Raw genomic sequence first — 18,713 nt, forward strand, 5'->3', positions numbered from 1 at the left:
TCACCCACCGCCGGTATGCCGCCCGCTCGCCCGGGCGGGCGGCATACCCGCGTCGCCGCAGTGGGGTTCCGACCGCGTCTCACCAGGGACTCCTCCCGACGCACCGACAACCGTTGGTCCCGGAGGCACCGTCGATCTGAGCCTCAACCGGTGGAGAGACGTCGACCAACGGTCGTCGCGACTAGAGGCGTGAACAGCCTCGTCAGATGACGCCCATCTTGCTCGCCTCATAGACGGCCTCGGCACGGCGGCTGACGCCGAGCTTGCGCAGGATGTTGCCGACGTGGAACTTGGCCGTCGTCTCGGAGATGTAGAGCCGGGCCCCGATGTCGCGGTTGGACATCCCGCGCGCGAGCAGCCTCAGCACCTCGGACTCCCGGGTGGTCAGCTGCCGCGCGTGGCTGGGCTCCGGCTTGCTCAGCCCGCGGACCATGGCTGAGGCGCTGCGCGCGTCGAACGCGCTCTCGCCGCGGCTGACGTCGCGGATCGCCCGGATCAGGGCCGAGGTGTCGACGTCCTTCACGACGTAGCCCCGGGCGCCGGCGCGCACCGCGGCCAGCACCAGGTGCTCGTCGAGGAAGGTCGTGAAGACGAGGACCCCGATCTCCGGGTGGAGCCGGACGAGCTCGGCGCAGAGCTCGAGCCCCTCGGTGTCGGACGACGTCGACAGCTTGAGGTCGAGGAGCACGATCTGCGGACGGGCGTGCGCGACGACGGTCAGCGCCTCCGCGGCGGTGGAGGCCTCCGCGACGACCCGCAGGTCGTCCTCCCGCTCGAGGATCGAGCGCAGTCCCTGGCGGACGATCGCGTGGTCGTCGACGAGCATGATGCCGACCGGGAGGTCCTCCCGTCCGCCGGGGTGGACTCCACCTCGAGGGCGGTTGCGCGGCTGGGCGTGTCCGGTTGCCGGGGTGAGCGTGGCCATGTCAGGCCTCCTTGAGGTGGCTGGCGGACGGCGCGCGCCGGGGCCCCAGCGCCCCCGGACCGACGGGTGGTGGACCGACAGGTGGTGGACCGACGGGTGGTGAATTGACGGGTGGTGGCACGACGACGGGTGAGCTGCTGGACGAGTTGACGAGCCCGTCGATCAGTCCGTGGACCCCGGCCGAGCGCAGGGGGAGCGGGATACGCATCTCGACCCGGACGCCGCCGAGCCGGGCCCTCCGGAACGCGATCGACCCGCCGAGGTCGCCGATGCGGGTGTCGATGTTGACCAGACCGCGGTGTCGCCCGTCGGTGGTGGTCGACCGCTCGAGGCGCAGCAGCCGGCTGAGGTCGGTGGGGTCGCCGACGCCGTCGTCCGCCACGGCCACGCGGACCTCGTCGGGCCGATAGCGCAGCCGGATGATCACCCGGGTCGCTTCGGCGTGGGCGGCGACGTTGAAGAGGGCCTCGCCGATGGCGCGGGCGATCTCGTGGTGCGCCTCGTTGGGCAGCTCGATGGCATCGCCCTCCACCCGCAGCTGCACGTCGAGATGCGGTTGATGGTGTCGGGCCACCTCCTGCACCAGCTCCGGCAGGGTCGACACGGTGTCGCCGTGGGGCTGGTAGAGGGCGTAAATCGCCCGGCGCAGCTGCTCGACCGCCTGCTGGGACAGGCTCTTCGCCGTGGCCAGCTCGCTGGTGATGTCGCTGGCGTCGGGGCCCAGCTGCTCGGCCCGACCGCGGGCCAGCTCGACCGCCATCCCCGCCGACAGGACGAACTGGGTCACGCTGTCGTGCAGCTCGCGGGCGATCCGGTGGCGCTCGTTGTCCAGCAGCTCGCGCTGGTGAGCGACCTGGAGGCGCTGCTCGACGCGGCGCAGCTCGGCGGTCCGGACGGCCAGGTCCTGGGCCTGGGCGGTGGCCTCGTCATAGAGCTGCTGGGCCCGTCGTTGGGCGGCCAGCCCCGACTGGTACTGCTGCGAGGTGTGGAGCGAGACGGCCGCCTGGTTCGCGAGGATGCGCAGCACGGACAGGTCGCTCGGTTCAGGTCCTCCAGCGAGACCGTGGCTCCCGGTAAGGACCCCGATCACCTCGCCCTCGAGGGTCATCGGCACCCGCACCCAGCCCGACCCGATGGCCGGTCGGGCGAGGCCGGCCCGGACGGCGGCGAGCTCCCGTCGCACGTCGGTGGGGAGCCGTTCCTCGTCGCCCTCCACCTCGCCGTCGGGTCCGACCGCCACGAAGCGCGGCCGGGAGCCCGGCAGGTGCCCGTCGGCGAGGCCGAGCACCGTCCAGCGGGCGTCGAGATAGTTCGCCGCGGCTCGGGCGACCTCCTCGAGGAGGCCGCGCGGGCCCTCGATGGTGCGCACGAGGGCGCGCGAGATCGAGTCCATGGCGCGGACGGCGTGCTGCAGGCGTTCGTCCGACCGGACGTATTCCTGGTAGAACGAGCCCTTGCCCGACCGCACCCCGGTCAGGGCCGCAAGATCGGGGAGCCGGGCCTCGCTCACGGCGCGCGGACCGGAGTCACAGCAGGCCCCGGAGGCACGGCGCAGCCCGGAGTCACGGCGCAGCCCCGAGTCACGGCGCAGCCCGGAGTCACAGCGCGGCCCGGAAGAGGGCCACGAGCTCGTCGCTGTTGGCGCTGCGGGGGTTCGTCGTCAGGCACGCGTCGTCGAGGGTGGTCATCGCGAGCCGCGCGATGCACGACTCGTCGACGCCGAGCTCGCGCAGACCCCGCGGCACACCGACCTCGTCGGCGAGCTGCCGCACGTGCTCGGCGAGCAGCTCCGCCGCCTCGATGCCCGGCATACCGTCGACCTGCAGGCCGGCCGCGCGGGCGAGGTGGACGAAGCGGTCGGGCGTGGCGCGAGCGTTGTAGCGGATGACGTGGGGCAGGAGGATGCCGTTGACCACGCCGTGCGGGGCGTCGAGCAGCCCGCCGACCTGGTGGCTCATCGCATGCGTGGCGCCGAGGATGGCGTTGGTGAACGCGAGCCCGGCGTTGAGGCTGGCCTGGGCCATCCCCTCGCGGGCCGGCTCGTCCGACGGCCGGCTGATCGTCGTCCGCAGGTGGCGGGTCACGAGGCCGACGGCACTGAGCGCGTGGATGTCGGCGAGCGGGTTGTGGGCCAGGGAGACGAACGACTCGATGCCGTGGGTCAGGGCGTCGAGACCCGTTGCGGCAGTAAGCCACTCGGGCATCGTCATGAGCAGCCGCGGGTCGATGATCGACAGGTCGGGGACGAGGGCGCGACCCATGATCGTGACCTTCACCGACCGCGCCGTGTCCGTGACGATGCAGAACTGCGAGACGTCGGCACCGGTCCCCGAGGTGCTCGGGATCATCAGCAGAGGTGGGATCGGCCGGGTCACCATGTCGACCCCGGCGTAGTCGAGGACGTTGCCGCCGTTGCTCGAGAGGATCGCGATGCCCTTGGCCGCATCGATGCACGACCCGCCCCCGACGGCGATGATGACGTCGGCGCCCTGCTCGAGGTAGGCGCGGTAGCCCGCGGCGATCTCGTGGTCCTTGGGATTCGGCGACACGCCGGCCCAGACCGTGGGAGCGAGTCCGGCCTCGAGCAGGTGGCCCAGCAGCTCGTCGGTCCAGCCGGCCTCGATGATGCCGGGGTCCGTGACGACGAGGGGACGCCGGGCGCCGAGGCGCCGCGCGGCATACCCCGCCTCGGCGAGCGAACCGAAGCCGAAGACGACCTCGGGGGCGTGGAACTTGACCAGGCGGGACGGCGCGGTCAACGGCCCGCGCTCGTGCTCCTGCCGTTGGCGCAGCGGAGGGATCTCGAGCACGGCAGCCGGGCCAGCCAACGTGCCGGTGGTCGGACCCACGGCGGTGGGGGCCTCGTGCACAACTGCCTCCCGACGGTGAGGTGGGCGCGTGGCTGCTTGGCGTCGCAGCACTGCTTGCCACCGCGATAGTACCGGCCCCGCGCGACAGCTGCTCGGGGGGAGGGCTGCGGCTCGGACGGGCCGCGGAGGGTCGACTGCGTAGCGGGGTCCTGACCCGCGCACGGCATCGCCGGACCGGGAGACCCTCCAGGATGTGGAAGGATCTCCTGACCGCAGACGCTCTTTCTCGGGAGGCCTCACGTGACCACCGACGTCCACCAGCACCGCTTCGCACGGGTGCTCCTCAAGCTCTCCGGTGAGGTCTTCGGCGGTGGTGCCGTCGGCCTCGACCCCCAGGTCGTCAAGGGCATCGCCGACCAGATCGCGCTCGCGGTCAACGACGGCGTGCAGGTGGCCCTCGTCATCGGTGGCGGCAACTTCTTCCGCGGGGCCGAGCTCCAGCAGAAGGGGATGGACCGCTCGCGGGCCGACTACATGGGCATGCTCGGCACGGTGATGAACTGCCTCGCCCTGCAGGACTTCCTCGAGAAGGCCGGGGTCGAGACACGCGTCCAGACCGCGATCACGATGGGCCAGGTCGCCGAGCCCTACATCCCGCGACGGGCGATCCGCCACCTCGAGAAGGGCCGGGTCGTCATCTTCGGGGCCGGCGCCGGTATGCCGTTCTTCTCCACCGACACGGTCAGCGCCCAGCGGGCGCTCGAGACCAAGTGCGACCGGCTGCTGATCGCCAAGTCGGGGGTGGACGGGGTCTACTCCGCGGATCCCAAGCTCGACCCCTCGGCCCGCAAGTACGACGCCCTGACCTTCGCCGAGGCCCTCTCGGCCAACCTCAGGATCGTCGACACCGCGGCCTTCAGCCTCTGTCAGGACAACGACCTGCCGATGCTCGTCTTCGGCATGGAGGGCGAGGGCAACATCACCAAGGCGCTTCGGGGTGAGAGGATCGGCACGCTCGTCACGGCGGCGTGACGTCAGCCCGCACACCACTGCGCTCAACCACTGCACGCGAGGATGGCCAGACGATGATCGACGAGACCCTGTTCGAGGCCGAGGAGAAGATGGAGAAGGCGGTCGAGGTCGCCAAGGAGGACTTCGCCGGCATCCGCACCGGCCGCGCCAACCCGGGAATGTTCAACAAGCTCACGGTCCTCTACTACGGTGCCCCGACGCCGCTTCAGCAGCTCGCGTCGTTCCAGACGCCCGAGGCGCGCACGATCCTGATCAGCCCGTTCGACAAGAGCTCGATGCACGAGATCGAGAAGACCCTGCGTGACTCCGACCTCGGCCTCAACCCCAGCAACGACGGCAACGTCATCCGCTGTGTCCTGCCGATCCTCACCGAGGAGCGTCGCCGCGAGTACGTCAAGCTGGCCAACGGCAAGGCCGAGGACGCCAAGGTCGCGATCCGCAACATCCGCCGCAAGGCCAAGACCGACCTCGACAAGCTGGTCAAGGACGGCGATGTCGGCGAGGACGACGGCTCACGGGGTGAGAAGGAGCTCGATGCCCTCACCAAGAAGTTCGTCGACTCGGTCGACACCCTGCTGAAGGGCAAGGAAACCGAGCTCTTCGAGGTCTGAGCAGCAATGACGGACGAGGTGCCCACGACGACCCAGCCTGCCTCCCCGGGGGGCACGCCGGGTGAGGTGGCCGATGCGGCCGGCGCCTCGGACGCCTCGGACGCCTCGGACGCCCCGGACGCCCCGGACGCCCCGGACGCCCCGGGCACCTCGGGCACCTCGGGCACCTCGGACGCGGAGTTCGGGCTGCTGGTCGCGCCGGTCACGACCGAGGAGCAGTCGGTCAAGGTCTCCCGGGCCGGCCGCAACCTGCCCGCCGCGATCGTCGTCGGCCTCACCCTCGGCGCCCTCGTCGCGGCGAGCCTGTTCGTGCGGCGCGACCTCTTCCTCTGGCTGGCCACCGCCTGGGTGTGCGTCGGGGTCTGGGAGCTGACCAGGGCGCTGCGCGGGAGCGGGGTCCACGTGCCGCTCGTCCCGAGCCTGGTCGGCGCGGTGAGCATGATGTTCTCCGCGTTCTACGGCCAGGGCCAGGCGCTCGCGGTCTGCTTCGCCCTGACCTGCGTCGCCATCCTCATCTGGCGGTTCGCCGACGGGGTGGTCGGCGCGGCCCGCGACGTCGCGGGTGGGATGTTCGTCGCGGCATACCCCTCGCTGCTCGCCGCGTTCAGCTCGCTGCTGCTCGCGCCCTCCGACGGTGCGTGGCGGATCTTCACCTACGTCGGGGTCACCGTCGCCAGCGACATCGGCGGGTATGCCGTGGGGGCCACGCAGGGCCGCCACCCCATGGCGCCGACGATCAGCCCGAAGAAGTCCTGGGAGGGCTTCGGGGGGTCGGTGGTCGCCTGCTGCGTCGTCGCCGTCCTCGACGTGACCCTCACCCTCCACGGCGCCTGGTGGGTGGGCCTGGTGCTGGGCGTGCTCACGGCGGTCGTCGCGACGGTCGGCGACCTCGTCGAGTCCACGATCAAACGGGACCTCGGCATCAAGGACATGTCCAACATCCTCCCCGGGCACGGCGGCGTGATGGACCGCCTCGACTCCCAGGTGATGGTGGCGCCGGTCGCGTGGGCCGTCCTCGCGATCCTCGTGCCGGTCGCCATCCACTAGGACTCCCGCACCGAGCCGCCGACGCGGACCGCCGGGGAGCGGAGCCCGGTCTCGCCGTCGTGCGGTATGCGATGGCACTTGACTCAGGAGGGGTACCCCTCCTGGGTCGAGCGGCTCGGGCGAAACCTTCGAGTGGCTCGGGCGAGACCTCTCAGCGCAGCGGGCCGCCGCGCTCGGCCACGAGCGTGCGCAGCCGGGCGAGGACCCGGGCGTCCTGGAGGCCGTCGTGCTCCCACTCGTTGGTCACCCAGGCGTGCGCACTGCCGACGTGGGCCGCGGTGTCGAGCTGCAGCTGCGCATCGACGTACATGTCGTCGTGGTAGACCGCCGCCTCGAGCGGCACCTCGTTGCGCGCGAGGGCGTCCAGGTCGTAGAGCGGCGGCCAGTCGGTCCGGGCGGCGAGCAGGTCGGCGACCTCCCGGAACGGCCGCAGGACGCGGATCTCGTCGAACATCCAGGGAAACATCGTCTCGCCGGTGAACAGCAGCGGGCGGGCCGTCTCCGCGAACTCGGCCCTGCGGTCGCGCTCGGCCTGCGCCGCCCATGCGGTCGCACCCGTGGCCGGGTCGCCGTAGATCGGCTCCTGGAGGACGACGAAGAGCGGGTTGTCGGCGAACGCGGTGAGGTCGCGGACGCGGTCGAGGAAGGCCTCGCGGGGCTCGCCGTCGTCGGCGAGACCTTCGTCGATGATCCAGTGCACGAGGTCGAAGCCCGACTTGCGCCCGAACTCCAGCCCGAGCAGCTGCAGCCGCCGGACGGTGAGGGTGTCGCCGTCGGGCAGCAGGACGTCACCGGCAGCGAGGCGGTCGGCGATCCGGGCGACGACGCCCTCGTCGTGCGGAAACCGTTGGTAGTACTCACGGTTCTTGGCGGCGATCCGTGGGTAGGTGCGGCGATAGACCTCGGCCGCGTCCGGACGGAGGCCGGGCAGGCCGCCGGTCACGTAGCAGGCCGCCAGGCCCTCGGGCGCCAGCGAGAGGTAGGCGAGGGTGCAGAAGCCGCCGTAGCTCTGACCCAGGGTCTCCCACCGCTTCCCGTCGAAGAGGGTGTGCCGCAGGTGCTCGGCGTCCCGGACGATCGAGTCCGCCCGGAAGTGGGCGAGGTATGCCGCCTGCTCGGCCGGAGTCCCGAGGGCGGCCAGCCGTCGACCCTCGACCGGTGTGCTGCGGCCGGTGCCGCGCTGGTCGAGCAGGAAGAGGCGGTAGTGGGTCAGCGTCTCGCGCACCCAGTCGGCTCCTCCCGGGCGCGGCGACTTCCCGCCGGGTCCGCCCTGGAGGAAGAGCAGACCAGGGAGGTCCTCGTGGCGACGGGTGGGGTCGACGACCTCGCGGACGAACACCTCGATCGTCGGCCCGTCGGGGGCGGACCAGTCGAGCGGGACGGTCGTCACGTGGTCGGTGACGGCCATCCCGGGCATGAGGAACGAGGTGGAGGGGGTGGGCATGCAGGCTCCTCGGGGACGCAGGTCGCACGAGCACTGTATGTGACCGGGAAGCGGTGGAGGACTGGGGAGAGGTGGATGACCTGGGTGAGGTTGATGACCTGAGAGACTGGGTCGCGTTATGACGCCATCCCTGCCCCTGCCCGAGCCCTCGGTCGCCCGCCCGGTGCCCGGCGCGCTGACCTTCACCGCGCCCCGTCGGGGCAAGCCCCCGCGACACCTCGCCGACCTCGACCCGGCCGAGCGGAAGTCGGCGGTGGAAGCGTTGGGACACAAGGGGTTCCGGGCCAAGCAGCTGTCGACGCACTACTTCGAGCGGCTCGTCGAGCACCCCGACGAGATGACCGACCTGCCCAAGGCGATCCGGGACGATCTGGTCGCCGACCTCCTGCCCACCCTGCTGACCCCCCTCGTCGTGCGGACGGCCGATGACGGAGCCACCATCAAGTCGGCGTGGAAGCTCCACGACGGCGCGATCGTCGAGTCCGTCCTGATGCGCTACCCCGGCCGGGTCACCATCTGCGTCTCGAGCCAGGCCGGCTGCGGGATGAACTGCCCCTTCTGCGCGACCGGCCAGGCCGGCCTCACCCGCAACCTGTCGGCCGCGGAGATCGTCGAGCAGGTCGTGTATGCCGCGCGCTCGATCCGGCGCGGGGAGCTCAGCGCGGTGTCGGGGGCGGTGTCGGGGGCGGTGTCAGCGGCAGTGTCCGGCGAGATCGATGGGTCCGACCAGCCGGCGTCGCCGCTGCGCGTCTCCAACGTCGTCTTCATGGGCATGGGCGAGGCGCTCGCCAACTACAGGGCCGCGATCGGCGCGATCCGGCGGATGACCGACCCTGCGCCCGACGGTCTCGGACTGTCGGCGCGGGGGATCACGATGTCGACGGTCGGCCTCGTGCCGGCCATCGACAAGCTCGCCGCCGAAGGTATCCCCGTGACCCTCGCGCTGTCGCTGCACGCCCCCGACGACGAGCTGCGTGACGAGCTGGTCCCGATCAACACCCGGTGGTCGGTCGACGAGGCGATCGACGCGGCCTTCCGCTACTTCGAGGCGACGGGGCGCCGGGTCTCGATCGAGTACGCGCTCATCCGCGACATCAACGACCAGGCCTGGCGCGCCGACCTGCTCGGCGCCAAGCTCACGGCCCGCGGCAAGGGCTGGGTGCACGTCAACCCCATCCCGCTCAACCCCACGCCGGGCTCGAAGTGGACGTCTTCGAGGCCGGGCGTCGAGCAGCAGTTCGTCGAACGGCTCCGGGCCCAGGGGATCCCCACGACCATCCGCGACACCCGCGGACAGGACATCGACGGCGCCTGCGGACAGCTCGCGGCCTCGACCGCCTGACCGCGGCGAGGTCATGGTCGAGGCTGTTGCGCAACAGCGCCTTAACCGGTTCGAGCCGTGGCCGGCTCCCGACTTGCGGAGAGGCCCGAACGGGGTCACGATCCCTCCATGTCACCGTCGACAGCATCGTTCTCAGCATCGTCCGTCCGTCCCGCCCGTCGCCTGCTGAGCGGCATCGTCGCCACCCTCGGCGCGATGGCCCTCCTCGCCTCCGGATCGGGCCTCGCCGCCCGCGCCGCGACGGTCCCCTCCGGCACCGGTGCAGGCGCACCGCCGACCTCGGCCGCGCCACGCACGACCGGACATGATCCCGACCTGGGCCCCCACGTCCTCGTCTTCGACCCGAGCATGTCGACGGACCAGATCCAGGCGGCTGCCGACGGCGTGACCGCGCGGCAGGTCGACGCCGAGATGGGCACCGGCCGGGACGCGCTGCTCTTCAAGCCCGGCACCTACGGCACGGCGGACCACCCGCTGAACATCCAGGTGGGCTACTACACCGAGGTCGCCGGCCTCGGTCAGTCGCCGTCCGACGTCGTCATCAACGGACACGTCGACGTCTACAACCGCTGCCTCGCCGCCGACAACTGCCTCGCGCTGGACAACTTCTGGCGCTCGCTGTCCAACCTCACGATCAACGTCGCCGGGGGGGTGGGCTGCCGGGCAACCGCGAACTTCTGGGCCGTCTCCCAGGCCAGCCCGATGCGCCGGGTGCAGGTCAACGGCAACCTCTCGTTGATGGACTACTGCACCGCCGGACCGCAATTCGCCAGTGGGGGATTCATCGCTGACTCCCGGACCGGCACGATCACCAACGGCTCGCAGCAGCAGTTCCTCGTCCGCGACAGCAGCATCGGCACGTGGTCCAACGGCGTGTGGAACCAGGTGTTCTCCGGGGTCCAGGGCGCGCCGGCGCAGTCCTTCCCCGGCGGCGGCACCGCGGGGGGTCCCTACACGACACTGCCGACCACGCCGGTCAGCCGGGAACGCCCCTACCTCTACGTCGACGCCCGGGGTGCCTGGAACGTCTTCGTCCCCGCGACCCGCACCGCCTCGAGCGGACCCACCTGGGGCGCCACCCCGACCCCCGGCCGGTCCGTGCCCCTCGCGCAGTTCTATCTGGCCCGGCCCGGCGACTCCGTCCGGACCATCAACGCCCAGCTCGACCGCGGCAGGAACGTGCTGCTCACCCCCGGGGTCTACGACGTCGACCGCAGCATCGAGGTGCGCCGCCCCGACGCCCTCGTCCTGGGGCTCGGCATCGCGACCCTCACGGCGGTCGGCGGCGCCGTGCCCCTTCGGGTGGACGCCGAGGGCGCCGACGTCGCAGGTCTGATGATCGACGCCGGTCCGGTGAGCTCGCCCGCCCTCATGCGTATCGGCGACGGCCGCGACGGGGGCCACGGCGGCGACGGGGTCTTCGGGGTCTCCGGGGTCTCCGGGGTCTCCGGGCAGGGAAAGAACCGCACCCCGACCGGGGTCCAGGACGTCTTCTTCCGGGTCGGCGGACCGCACGCCGGCAGGGCGACGGTCGCCCTGCAGGTCGACGCCGATCATGTGGTGCTCGACGACATCTGGGCCTGGCGGGCGGACCACGGCACCGGGGTCGGCTGGACGGCGAACACGTCCGACCACGGCGTGGTCGTCAACGGCGACGACGTGACGGCGACCGGTCTCTTCGTCGAGCACTTCCAGAAGGACAACGTGGTCTGGAACGGGGAGCGCGGCATGACCGTCTTCTTCCAGAACGAGCTCCCCTACGACGCGCCGGACCAGGCGTCGTGGCAGCACGACGGCATCCTCGGCTATGCGGCATACAGGGTCTCGCCGTGGGTCCGGACGCACGAGCTGTGGGGCGGCGGCAGCTACATCTTCACCAACGTGGACCCGTCGCTGCACGCGACGCACGGTTTCGAGGTGCCCGTCCGGCCCGGAGTGCGGATGCACGACCTGCTGACGGTGGACCTCGGCGCCGGGACGCTCGACCACGTCGTGAACGACGTCGGTGCCCCCGTCACCAGTGCGGCCGTCGGGGTGCCGAGCTTCGTCACGAGCTATCCGTGATGTTCGCGTCTCCGCGACCGCGTGCAACGGAGCGGGTCTGATCGGGCCTTGGCCGTGCAGGTGACCGGAGGCGCCGACACCACCTCCACCATCTGACCGGAACCTGTGGCCGCGGCGGATAGGAGGCCCGGTCGACCTCGACGGCGGCCTCCTTACCGGAAGTAAGATACGGGTCATGTCACTGCTCAAAGGCCTGTCCCCCGGGGGCAAGAACGGCGTCGCCGGCAACGAGTCACGCGACCCGATCGGGTATGCCGTGGCGGCGCTCAGCCGGGTGGCCCGCAGCGACCTCGTGGACCGGCTCGGCCTGCGTCGGACCGCAGAGCAGGCCGTCTACACCGCCACCCGCGACGGGTTCCGGTTGGCGACGAGCGCCAGTCGGACGTTCGCACGGTCCGGCCGGCGCGGCGTCGCCGGCACGAGGGTCCCTTCCACGTCCAGCGCCGGCGTCTTCGACCTGACGCCCACCGAGGACCAGCAGATGCTCGTCGAGCTCGCGGCCGACTTCGCCGAACGGGTCGTCCGACCTGCCGCCGCCGAGGCCAACGAGACGTGTGTGGCTCCCGAGGCCGTCCTCAAGGCCAGCCTCGAGATCGGTGTCCCGACGCTCGGTGTCCCCGAGTCGCTCGGGGGCATCTCCGAGGAGCGCTCAGCCATGTCGGGGGTCCTCGTCGCCGAGGCCCTGGCCAAGGGCGACCTCGGCCTCACCGTCGCCCTCCTCGCCGCCGGGTCGGTGGCGACCGCGATCTCGTTGTGGGGCACGGACGCCCAGCAGCAGACCTACCTCCCGGCCTTCACCGGCGACGACGTCCCCGCCGCCGCGCTCGCGCTCAGCGAGCCGACCGTCCTCTTCGACGTGCTGTCGCCGGCCACGACGGCCACCCGCACCGGCGCGTCGTTCGTCCTCTCCGGGGTCAAGAGCATCGTCCCGCGTGGCGACGCCGCCGAGCTCTTCGTCGTCGGCGCCCAGCTCGACGGCCGCCCGGTCCTCTTCCTCGTCGAGTCGGGGACACCGGGGTTGACGGTCGAGGCCGACCCGTCGATGGGCGTCCGTGCGGCCTCTCTCAGCAAGCTCGTCCTGACCGACGTCGTGCTCCCGGCTGACGCGCTGCTCGGGGCCGACGACGGCAGCACGTACACGGAGTGCGTCCGCCTCTCGCGCCTCGCATGGTGCGCCTTGGCTGTCGGGGTGGGGCAGGCCGTGCTCGACTACGTCACGCCCTACGTCAAGGAGCGCCAGGCCTTCGGCGAGCCGATAGCCCACCGGCAGTCGGTCGCCTTCATGGTCGCCGACATCGCGATCGAGCTGCAGGGGATGCGGCTGCTCACCTACAAGGCCGCAGCCCGCGCGGCAGCTGGCAAGGACTTCGCCCGTGACGTCGCGCTCGCGCGAAAAGCCTGCGCGGACAAGGGTATGCGGATCGGTCTCGACGGCGTCCAGCTGCTCGGCGGGCACGGGTTCGTCAAGGAGCACCCGGTGGAGCGGTGGTATCGCGACCTGCGCGCCATCGGTCTGGCCGAGGGTGCTGTCCTCGTCTGAGCCTTTTCCGCACCGCCCCAGACTTCCCCGCCGACGAACCCGAGACCAGACGAGAGAGCCATGATCAACCTCGACAGCCCGAAGAAGCTGCGGCCGCTGGTGTCCCAGAGCCATCAGGTCGCGATGAACATGCTCCGGCCGATCTCCCGCAAGTACGACCGCGCCGAGCACGACTACCCCAAGGAGCTCGACATGCTCGCGAGCATGATCGACGGGCTGTCGGAGTCGGGGGCGGGGAGCGGTGCCGGCGCAGCAGGCGTGCGCCGGGACGGCCCCGACGAGGACACCGGCGTCCGCAACGGCGCCAACCTCGCCTCGGTGATGTCGGTCGCCGAGATGTGCTGGGGTGATGTCGGCCTGTTGCTGTCGATGCCGCGTCAGGGCCTCGGCAACTCGGCCATCGCCTCGGTCGCCGACGACGAGCAGCGGGCCCGGTTCGACGGTGTCTGGGCGAGCATGGCGATCACGGAGCCCGGCACCGGGTCGGACAGCGCCAACATCACGACGACCGCCATCCTCGACGGCGACGACTACGTCATCAACGGCGAGAAGATCTATGTCACGTCCGGCGGCCGCAGCGACGCCGTCGTCGTGTGGGCGACCCTCGACCGCTCGCTCGGGCGAGCCGCGATCAAGTCCTTCTTCGTCCCCAAGGGCACTCCCGGTATGCGCGTCGACCGGCTCGAGCACAAGCTCGGCATCCGTGCGTCCGACACCGCGACGATCGTCTTCGACAACTGCCGGATCCCGGCCGAGAACCTCCTCGGGTCGCCCGAGGTCGACACCAAGCAGGGCTTCGCCGGGGCGATGGCGACCTTCGACAACACCCGCCCCCTGGTCGCGTCGATGGCCATCGGGTGTGCGCGGGCCTCGCTCGACCTCACCCGCGAGCTCCTCGAACAGGCGGGCGTCGTCGTGGACTACGACCGTCCCGCGATCACCCAGTCCGCGGCGGCGGCCAGGTTCCTCCAGCTCGAGTCCGACTGGGAGGCGGCCCAGCTCCTCGTGCTGCAGGCCGCCTGGATGGCCGACAACCGGAAGCCGAACTCCCTCGAGGCCTCGATGGCCAAGGCCAAGGCCGGCCGGGTGGGCTCGGACGTCACCCTGAGCTGCGTCGAGCTGGCGGGGTCGGTCGGCTACAGCGAGAACGAGCTGCTGGAGAAGTGGGCGCGCGACTCCAAGATCCTCGACATCTTCGAGGGGACGCAGCAGATCCAGCTGCTCATCGTCGCCCGGAGGGTGCTCGGCCTCTCCAGCCGCGAGCTGAAGTAGCGCGGGCTGAAGTAACCTCGGCCGCGTGCGCGCACTGACCAAGACCACCGCCGGCCCGGGGCTGGAGCTCGTCGACCGACCGGAGCCCGCGGTGGGGTCGGCCGACGTGAAGATCCGGGTACTGCGGGCCGGTCTCTGCGGCACCGACCTGCACCTCGAGCAGTGGGACGACTGGGCGGCGGCCACCGTCACGGCGCCCCTCGTCCTCGGGCACGAGTTCTACGGCGAGGTGGTGGAGATCGGGGACGACGTGCGGTCCTGCGCTATCGGCGACCGCGCCTCCGGCGAGGGGCACGTCGTCTGCGGCACGTGTCGCAACTGCCGCGCCGGTCGTCGGCACGTCTGCATCAACACCCAGGGCATCGGGGTGAACCGCGACGGGGCCTTCGCCGACTACGTCGTCATCCCGGCGACCAACGTCTGGGTCCAGCCGGCCGACCTCGACCCCGACCTCGGCGCGATCTTCGACCCGCTCGGCAACGCGACGCATACGGCGCTGCAGTGGCCGATGGTGGGGGAGGACGTCGTCATCACCGGCGCCGGTCCGATCGGGGTGATGGCTGCGGCTATCGCCCGGCACGCCGGAGCCCGCTTCGTCGTCGTCACCGACCTCAGCGACTACCGCCTCGACCTTGCCAAACGCGCCGGGGCCGACCTCGTGGTCAACGTCGGCCGGTCGTCGCTCGCCGAGGCGCAGCGTGACCTCGGGATGAAGGAGGGCTTCGACATCGGGCTCGAGATGTCGGGCGTGCCCTCGGCCGTCGAGGAGATGCTGGAGAACCTCAACCACGGCGCCCGGGTCGCCATGCTGGGGCTGCCCAAGGCGGCATACCCGATCAACTGGGGGCGTGTCATCACCCACATGATCACCCTCCGGGGGATCTACGGCCGCGAGATGTATGACACCTGGTATGCCATGAGCTCGATGCTCTCGACGTCGCAGGACTTCCGGTCGACGATCGCCTCGGTGGTCACCCACCGGTTACCGGCGGAGGAGTGGCGGCAGGCCTTCGACATCGCCCGGTCGGGGCAGTGCGGCAAGGTCGTCCTCGACTGGAGCTGAGGGTCAGCCGCCCGGACGGGTGGCGAGGGTATAGCGGATGTCCTGGGCGAAGGTCAGTGAGCCATCTGCGGCGGCGACCTCGGCCAGCCGGTCCTGCGCCTGCGCCTTGACCGACGCGCGCTCGGACTCGGGCACCGCGGCCCAGAAGGCGCGTTGGCCGACAGACATCGAGAAGCGGTACCACTGCTCGGCGTCGGCGAAGTGGACGCCGAGGGCCAGGTGGCTGGTTCGTGCGTCGACGAAGCCGGCCCGCTGCAGCAGGTCCTCGACGCCGTGGTCGGTCGCGAAGGGGCCCGCGCGTCCGCTCGTGCGGGGGTCGAGCAGCTCCGGCGGCAGGTGGGCGTGGAAGACCTCGTCGACGCGCTGCCACGTCGGGTCCTGGTCGGCGAAGGTCGAGAGCCCCACCCGGCCACCGGGGCGCAGCAGCGGGAGCCACCGGCCGAGAGCGGCCAGGGGGTCGGGCAGGAAGAAGACCACCAGCGAGGACGAGATGAGGTCGAGGTCGAGCGGGTGGCCGTCGTCGGGACCGGGCGGGTCCTGCGCGTCCATCACCCGCACCTCGACGTGAGCGAGCGCTTCTTCAGCCGCCAGGCGGCGGCAGGCGGCGACCATGTTGGGTGACAGGTCACCGCCGAGGACCCGCCCGGTCGGTCCGACGGCTCGCGCCACGGGGAGGAGGGCGGCGCCGCGACCGCACCCGAGATCGAGAGCGCGCTCGCCGGGCCGGGGGTCGAGCGCATCGATGAGACCCTGGCCGATCGGAGCGAAGAACGGGACCCCGACCTGGTCGTAGGTGTCTGCGACGGCGTCGAAGAGGGCCGAGATCCGTGCCCGGGGGTCCTGCGCCGGACTCCCGGTCTCTGCTTGCTCGGCGTGATCCTGTCGGTGCGCGTCATCCATGTCTCGGATGGTCCTCCCCTTGGCGGTGGAGCGGAGCGGATTGCCCGAAGCGGAACTGGAGTCGGAGCCGCGGCCCGTGTCGTCAGGTGGTGTAGGTCAGGGCCCGAAACCGTTGCAGCAGAGCCAGGTCGACGGTCGAGGGGTCGACCTCGATGCGTTGATAGAGTCACAGGAGCAGGTCGGACGCGCGTCCCGAGATCGTCGGGAGGCCCTCGGTGGCGCCCACGCACTCGGTAGCCGCCCGCATCGTTCCCGGCGTGGCACCGTCGGTGATCCGCCAGACTCCGGGGCCGTCGGTCCCCGCGGCGGCGCCGGTGTCGGTGCAGCGCAGGCCGAAGGAGCCGGCCAGGACCGGTGCTCCCGCGTCGGCCGGGTCGACGTCGGACGAGATCGAGACCTCGAGGAACTCGTCGATCGCGTCGGCCGCCACCTCGGGCGTGATGGAGAAGGGCGTGATGGTGACGGTAGCTCCGGTCGCGCCGGTTGCGTCGGCGACGTCGCAGTGGTGGACGGCGATCTCCTGCACCTAGTGACGGATGACGAAGGCTGCGTCCTGATGACCAGGCGCCCACGTCCACACTCGCGTCCTCGGGTCGACCGCTTCGAGAACCCGCACCAGGCGGCGGGCACCCGCCTCGAAGGTCGCTACCAGCTCGTCGTCGCCCACCCGTTCGGGACGGACCAGAGTGTCCCCCGGTTGGTCGGTGATCCGCTGCTCGACGATCGTGGCCCAGTACCAATGGACGTCGATGACATGGGCGACGAGATCGGCGACCCAGCCCGGGCAGTGGCGCACGTCCGCCTCGAGGCGGCCGCGGGCGGCGGCGGCGAAGCCTTCGCTGTGGCTCGTGATGGCGGCGAGGCAATCGGTGGGGGAGAGCATCGTTTCACTGTAGGACCGGCCACCCACAGTGCTGTGGTCCCGCCGACGGCGACCGGCTAGCGTCACCAGGAAGACCTGCCCGCTGACGGCAGGCGCTCGAGGCAGAACCGACGGAACCCGAGGAGCCCACCCCATGTACGGATCGGTCCAGGACGAGCTCGCCACCACGTTGCAGGAGATCCGCGCCGCGGGCCTCTACAAGACCGAGCGCGAGCTCACGTCGCCGCAGTCGGCACACGTGACGACGCTCAGGGCGAAGGCACTCAACTTCTGCGCCAACAACTACCTCGGGCTGGCCGACCACCCCGACGTCGTCGCCGCGTCGAAGCGGGCGCTCGACGAGTGGGGCTTCGGGATGGCGTCGGTGCGGTTCATCTGCGGCACCCAGACACCACACACCGACCTCGAGGCCCAGATCTCGACCTTCCTCGGCACCGAGGCGACGATCCTCTACTCCTCCTGCTTCGACGCCAACGGCGGCGTCTTCGAGGTGCTCTTCGGTGCCGAGGACGCGATCATCTCCGACGCCCTGAACCACGCCTCGATCATCGACGGCGTCCGACTCTCCAAGGCCCAGCGGTTCCGTTACCGCAACGCCGACATGACCGATCTTGCCGCGCAGCTCGAGGCGGCGAAGGACTGTCGGCGCAAGGTGGTCGTCACCGACGGCGTCTTCTCGATGGACGGTTCGTATGCTCCGCTCGAGGCGATCTGCGACCTCGCCGAGGCGCACGGGGCCATGGTCTTCGTCGACGACTCGCACGCGGTCGGGTTCGTGGGAGAAGGGGGCCGGGGCACGCCGGAGCTCTTCGGGGTCCAGGACCGGGTCGACATCCTCACCGGCACGCTGGGCAAGGCGCTGGGAGGTGCGTCGGGGGGCTACGTCAGCTCGCACCGTGAGGTGGTCGACCTGCTGCGCCAGCGATCGCGGCCCTACCTCTTCTCCAACTCCGTCGCGCCGTCCGTGGTGGCCGGCTCGGCCGCTGCTCTGGAGATGGTCGCGTCGTCGGGGGAGCAGCGGGAGGTGCTCCGACGCAACAGCGAGCTCTTCCGGTCGCTGATGACCGACGCCGGTTTCGACCTGCTGCCAGGGTCGCACCCGATCACGCCCGTGATGTTCCCCGGGGAGGATGGCGCGCGCCGGGCGGCGGCCGTGGCCGACCACATGCTCGACAACGGCGTCTACGTCGTCGCCTTCTCGTATCCCGTTGTGCCACAGGGCAAGGCGCGAATCCGGGTGCAGCTCTCGGCGGCCCACTCCGAGGAGGACGTCCGCGCCTGCGTCGCGGCTTTCGTGGGGGCGCGCGAGGCCGTGGGCTGACCACTCCTGCTCCGTGTCCGTGGCTCGCGTCCAGACGCCGTCACCTGCCCGGTTCTGTCCGGCCGGGTGGTGTGGCGCGCTGGCATACGTCGTCACCTGCCCGGTTCTGTCCGGCCGGCCTGTGTGGCGGCCCGTGTGGAGGGTGCTGATCTTGCCGCTCCGAGCGTGCTGGTGGCCCCGCCCTGGTGGGGCGGGGTGGTCAGGTGGGCCAGGTGGGCCAGATGGGCCAGGTGACGGTGGTGGCGGTGATGGTGGCGGTGAGGTCGCGGTCGGGGACGAGGGTGTGGTGGCGGGGGCAGAGGGCGGCGCCGTTGAGGTAGGAGGTGGGGCCGCCGCGGGACCACCAGGCGTTGTGGTGGACGTGGCACCAGCCGCCGGGCAGGGTGCACCCGTTCCAGGTGCAGTGTGTGTCGCGGCGCAGGATGGCGGTGCGGAGGGGGCCGGTGAACAGGCGTCTGC

The 18,713-nt window shown here is 71.2% G+C and carries 17 protein-coding genes; 9 read left to right on the top strand and 8 right to left on the bottom strand.

Translation table 11 applies throughout. The annotated features are described in order from the left end of the window. Positions 1-202: 202 nt before the first annotated feature. The 3 genes from Q0R63_RS02230 to Q0R63_RS02240 all read right to left on the bottom strand — a co-directional run bounded on the left by Q0R63_RS02230 (position 203) and on the right by Q0R63_RS02240 (position 3,795). Positions 203-925 (bottom strand): response regulator transcription factor, encoded by a 723-nt coding sequence (locus Q0R63_RS02230; protein WP_295693352.1) that lies wholly within the window; start codon positions 923-925, stop codon positions 203-205. A 1-nt stretch (position 926) separates the two neighbouring features. Continuing rightward, positions 927-2,435, bottom strand: coding sequence for a histidine kinase (locus tag Q0R63_RS02235; RefSeq protein WP_295693356.1), 1,509 nt, complete (start codon positions 2,433-2,435; stop codon positions 927-929). Between the two features lie 88 nt (positions 2,436-2,523). Continuing rightward, positions 2,524-3,795: an iron-containing alcohol dehydrogenase gene (locus Q0R63_RS02240; protein ID WP_295693359.1), complete on the bottom strand. Its 1,272-nt coding sequence runs from the start codon at positions 3,793-3,795 to the stop codon at positions 2,524-2,526. A gap of 240 nt (positions 3,796-4,035) precedes the next feature. Between Q0R63_RS02240 and pyrH the strand changes: the two genes are divergently transcribed. Genes pyrH through Q0R63_RS02255 form a run of 3 tightly spaced genes read left to right on the top strand, consistent with a single transcriptional unit; the run spans position 4,036 to position 6,425 of the window. Then, complete coding sequence (gene pyrH, locus Q0R63_RS02245) at positions 4,036-4,767, top strand: UMP kinase (RefSeq protein WP_295693362.1); 732 nt, start codon at positions 4,036-4,038, stop codon at positions 4,765-4,767. A gap of 53 nt (positions 4,768-4,820) precedes the next feature. Continuing rightward, the gene (frr, locus tag Q0R63_RS02250) at positions 4,821-5,378 is read left to right on the top strand and encodes a ribosome recycling factor (protein ID WP_295693366.1); all 558 of its coding nucleotides are present in this window, start codon (positions 4,821-4,823) and stop codon (positions 5,376-5,378) included. A gap of 6 nt (positions 5,379-5,384) precedes the next feature. Continuing rightward, positions 5,385-6,425 (top strand): phosphatidate cytidylyltransferase, encoded by a 1,041-nt coding sequence (locus Q0R63_RS02255; RefSeq protein ID WP_295693369.1) that lies wholly within the window; start codon positions 5,385-5,387, stop codon positions 6,423-6,425. 151 nt (positions 6,426-6,576) lie between these two features. Here Q0R63_RS02255 and Q0R63_RS02260 read toward each other — a convergent pair whose 3' ends face one another. Further along, positions 6,577-7,869 (bottom strand): alpha/beta fold hydrolase, encoded by a 1,293-nt coding sequence (locus Q0R63_RS02260; protein WP_295693372.1) that lies wholly within the window; start codon positions 7,867-7,869, stop codon positions 6,577-6,579. 118 nt (positions 7,870-7,987) lie between these two features. Between Q0R63_RS02260 and rlmN the strand changes: the two genes are divergently transcribed. The 5 genes from rlmN (at position 7,988) to tdh (ending at position 15,150) form a co-directional block, all read left to right on the top strand. After that, positions 7,988-9,211, top strand: a complete 1,224-nt coding sequence (gene rlmN, locus Q0R63_RS02265; RefSeq protein WP_295693375.1) for a 23S rRNA (adenine(2503)-C(2))-methyltransferase RlmN — start codon at positions 7,988-7,990, stop codon at positions 9,209-9,211. Positions 9,212-9,319: 108 nt separating this feature from the next. Further along, positions 9,320-11,275 (top strand): adenylyl cyclase, encoded by a 1,956-nt coding sequence (locus Q0R63_RS02270; protein ID WP_295693378.1) that lies wholly within the window; start codon positions 9,320-9,322, stop codon positions 11,273-11,275. A gap of 175 nt (positions 11,276-11,450) precedes the next feature. Further along, the gene (locus tag Q0R63_RS02275) at positions 11,451-12,815 is read left to right on the top strand and encodes an acyl-CoA dehydrogenase family protein (protein WP_295693381.1); all 1,365 of its coding nucleotides are present in this window, start codon (positions 11,451-11,453) and stop codon (positions 12,813-12,815) included. A gap of 60 nt (positions 12,816-12,875) precedes the next feature. Then, complete coding sequence (locus Q0R63_RS02280) at positions 12,876-14,087, top strand: acyl-CoA dehydrogenase family protein (RefSeq protein ID WP_295693384.1); 1,212 nt, start codon at positions 12,876-12,878, stop codon at positions 14,085-14,087. Between the two features lie 25 nt (positions 14,088-14,112). Then, complete coding sequence (gene tdh, locus Q0R63_RS02285) at positions 14,113-15,150, top strand: L-threonine 3-dehydrogenase (RefSeq protein ID WP_295693387.1); 1,038 nt, start codon at positions 14,113-14,115, stop codon at positions 15,148-15,150. Positions 15,151-15,153: 3 nt separating this feature from the next. On the opposite strand, the gene Q0R63_RS02290 is transcribed toward tdh, so the two are convergent. The 3 genes from Q0R63_RS02290 to Q0R63_RS02300 all read right to left on the bottom strand — a co-directional run bounded on the left by Q0R63_RS02290 (position 15,154) and on the right by Q0R63_RS02300 (position 16,933). Further along, entirely contained in the window at positions 15,154-16,050 is an 897-nt protein-coding gene (locus tag Q0R63_RS02290) for a methyltransferase domain-containing protein (protein WP_295693390.1), read from the bottom strand. Between the two features lie 166 nt (positions 16,051-16,216). Then, on the bottom strand, positions 16,217-16,576 hold the full coding sequence (locus tag Q0R63_RS02295) for a hypothetical protein (RefSeq protein ID WP_295693393.1): 360 nt from the start codon (positions 16,574-16,576) through the stop codon (positions 16,217-16,219). Continuing rightward, complete coding sequence (locus Q0R63_RS02300; protein WP_295693396.1) at positions 16,577-16,933, bottom strand: maleylpyruvate isomerase N-terminal domain-containing protein; 357 nt, start codon at positions 16,931-16,933, stop codon at positions 16,577-16,579. It abuts the gene before it with no gap. A gap of 133 nt (positions 16,934-17,066) precedes the next feature. Here Q0R63_RS02300 and Q0R63_RS02305 point away from each other — a divergent pair, with 133 nt between their 5' ends. Continuing rightward, positions 17,067-18,254: a glycine C-acetyltransferase gene (locus Q0R63_RS02305; protein WP_295693398.1), complete on the top strand. Its 1,188-nt coding sequence runs from the start codon at positions 17,067-17,069 to the stop codon at positions 18,252-18,254. 199 nt (positions 18,255-18,453) lie between these two features. On the opposite strand, the gene Q0R63_RS02310 is transcribed toward Q0R63_RS02305, so the two are convergent. Beyond that, positions 18,454-18,713, bottom strand: a 260-nt coding sequence (locus tag Q0R63_RS02310; protein ID WP_295693400.1) for an HNH endonuclease signature motif containing protein, incomplete at its 5' end; no start/stop codon positions are given.

It is taken from the genome of Lapillicoccus sp., assembly GCF_025353065.1.
GTDB lineage: Bacteria > Actinomycetota > Actinomycetes > Actinomycetales > Dermatophilaceae > Lapillicoccus.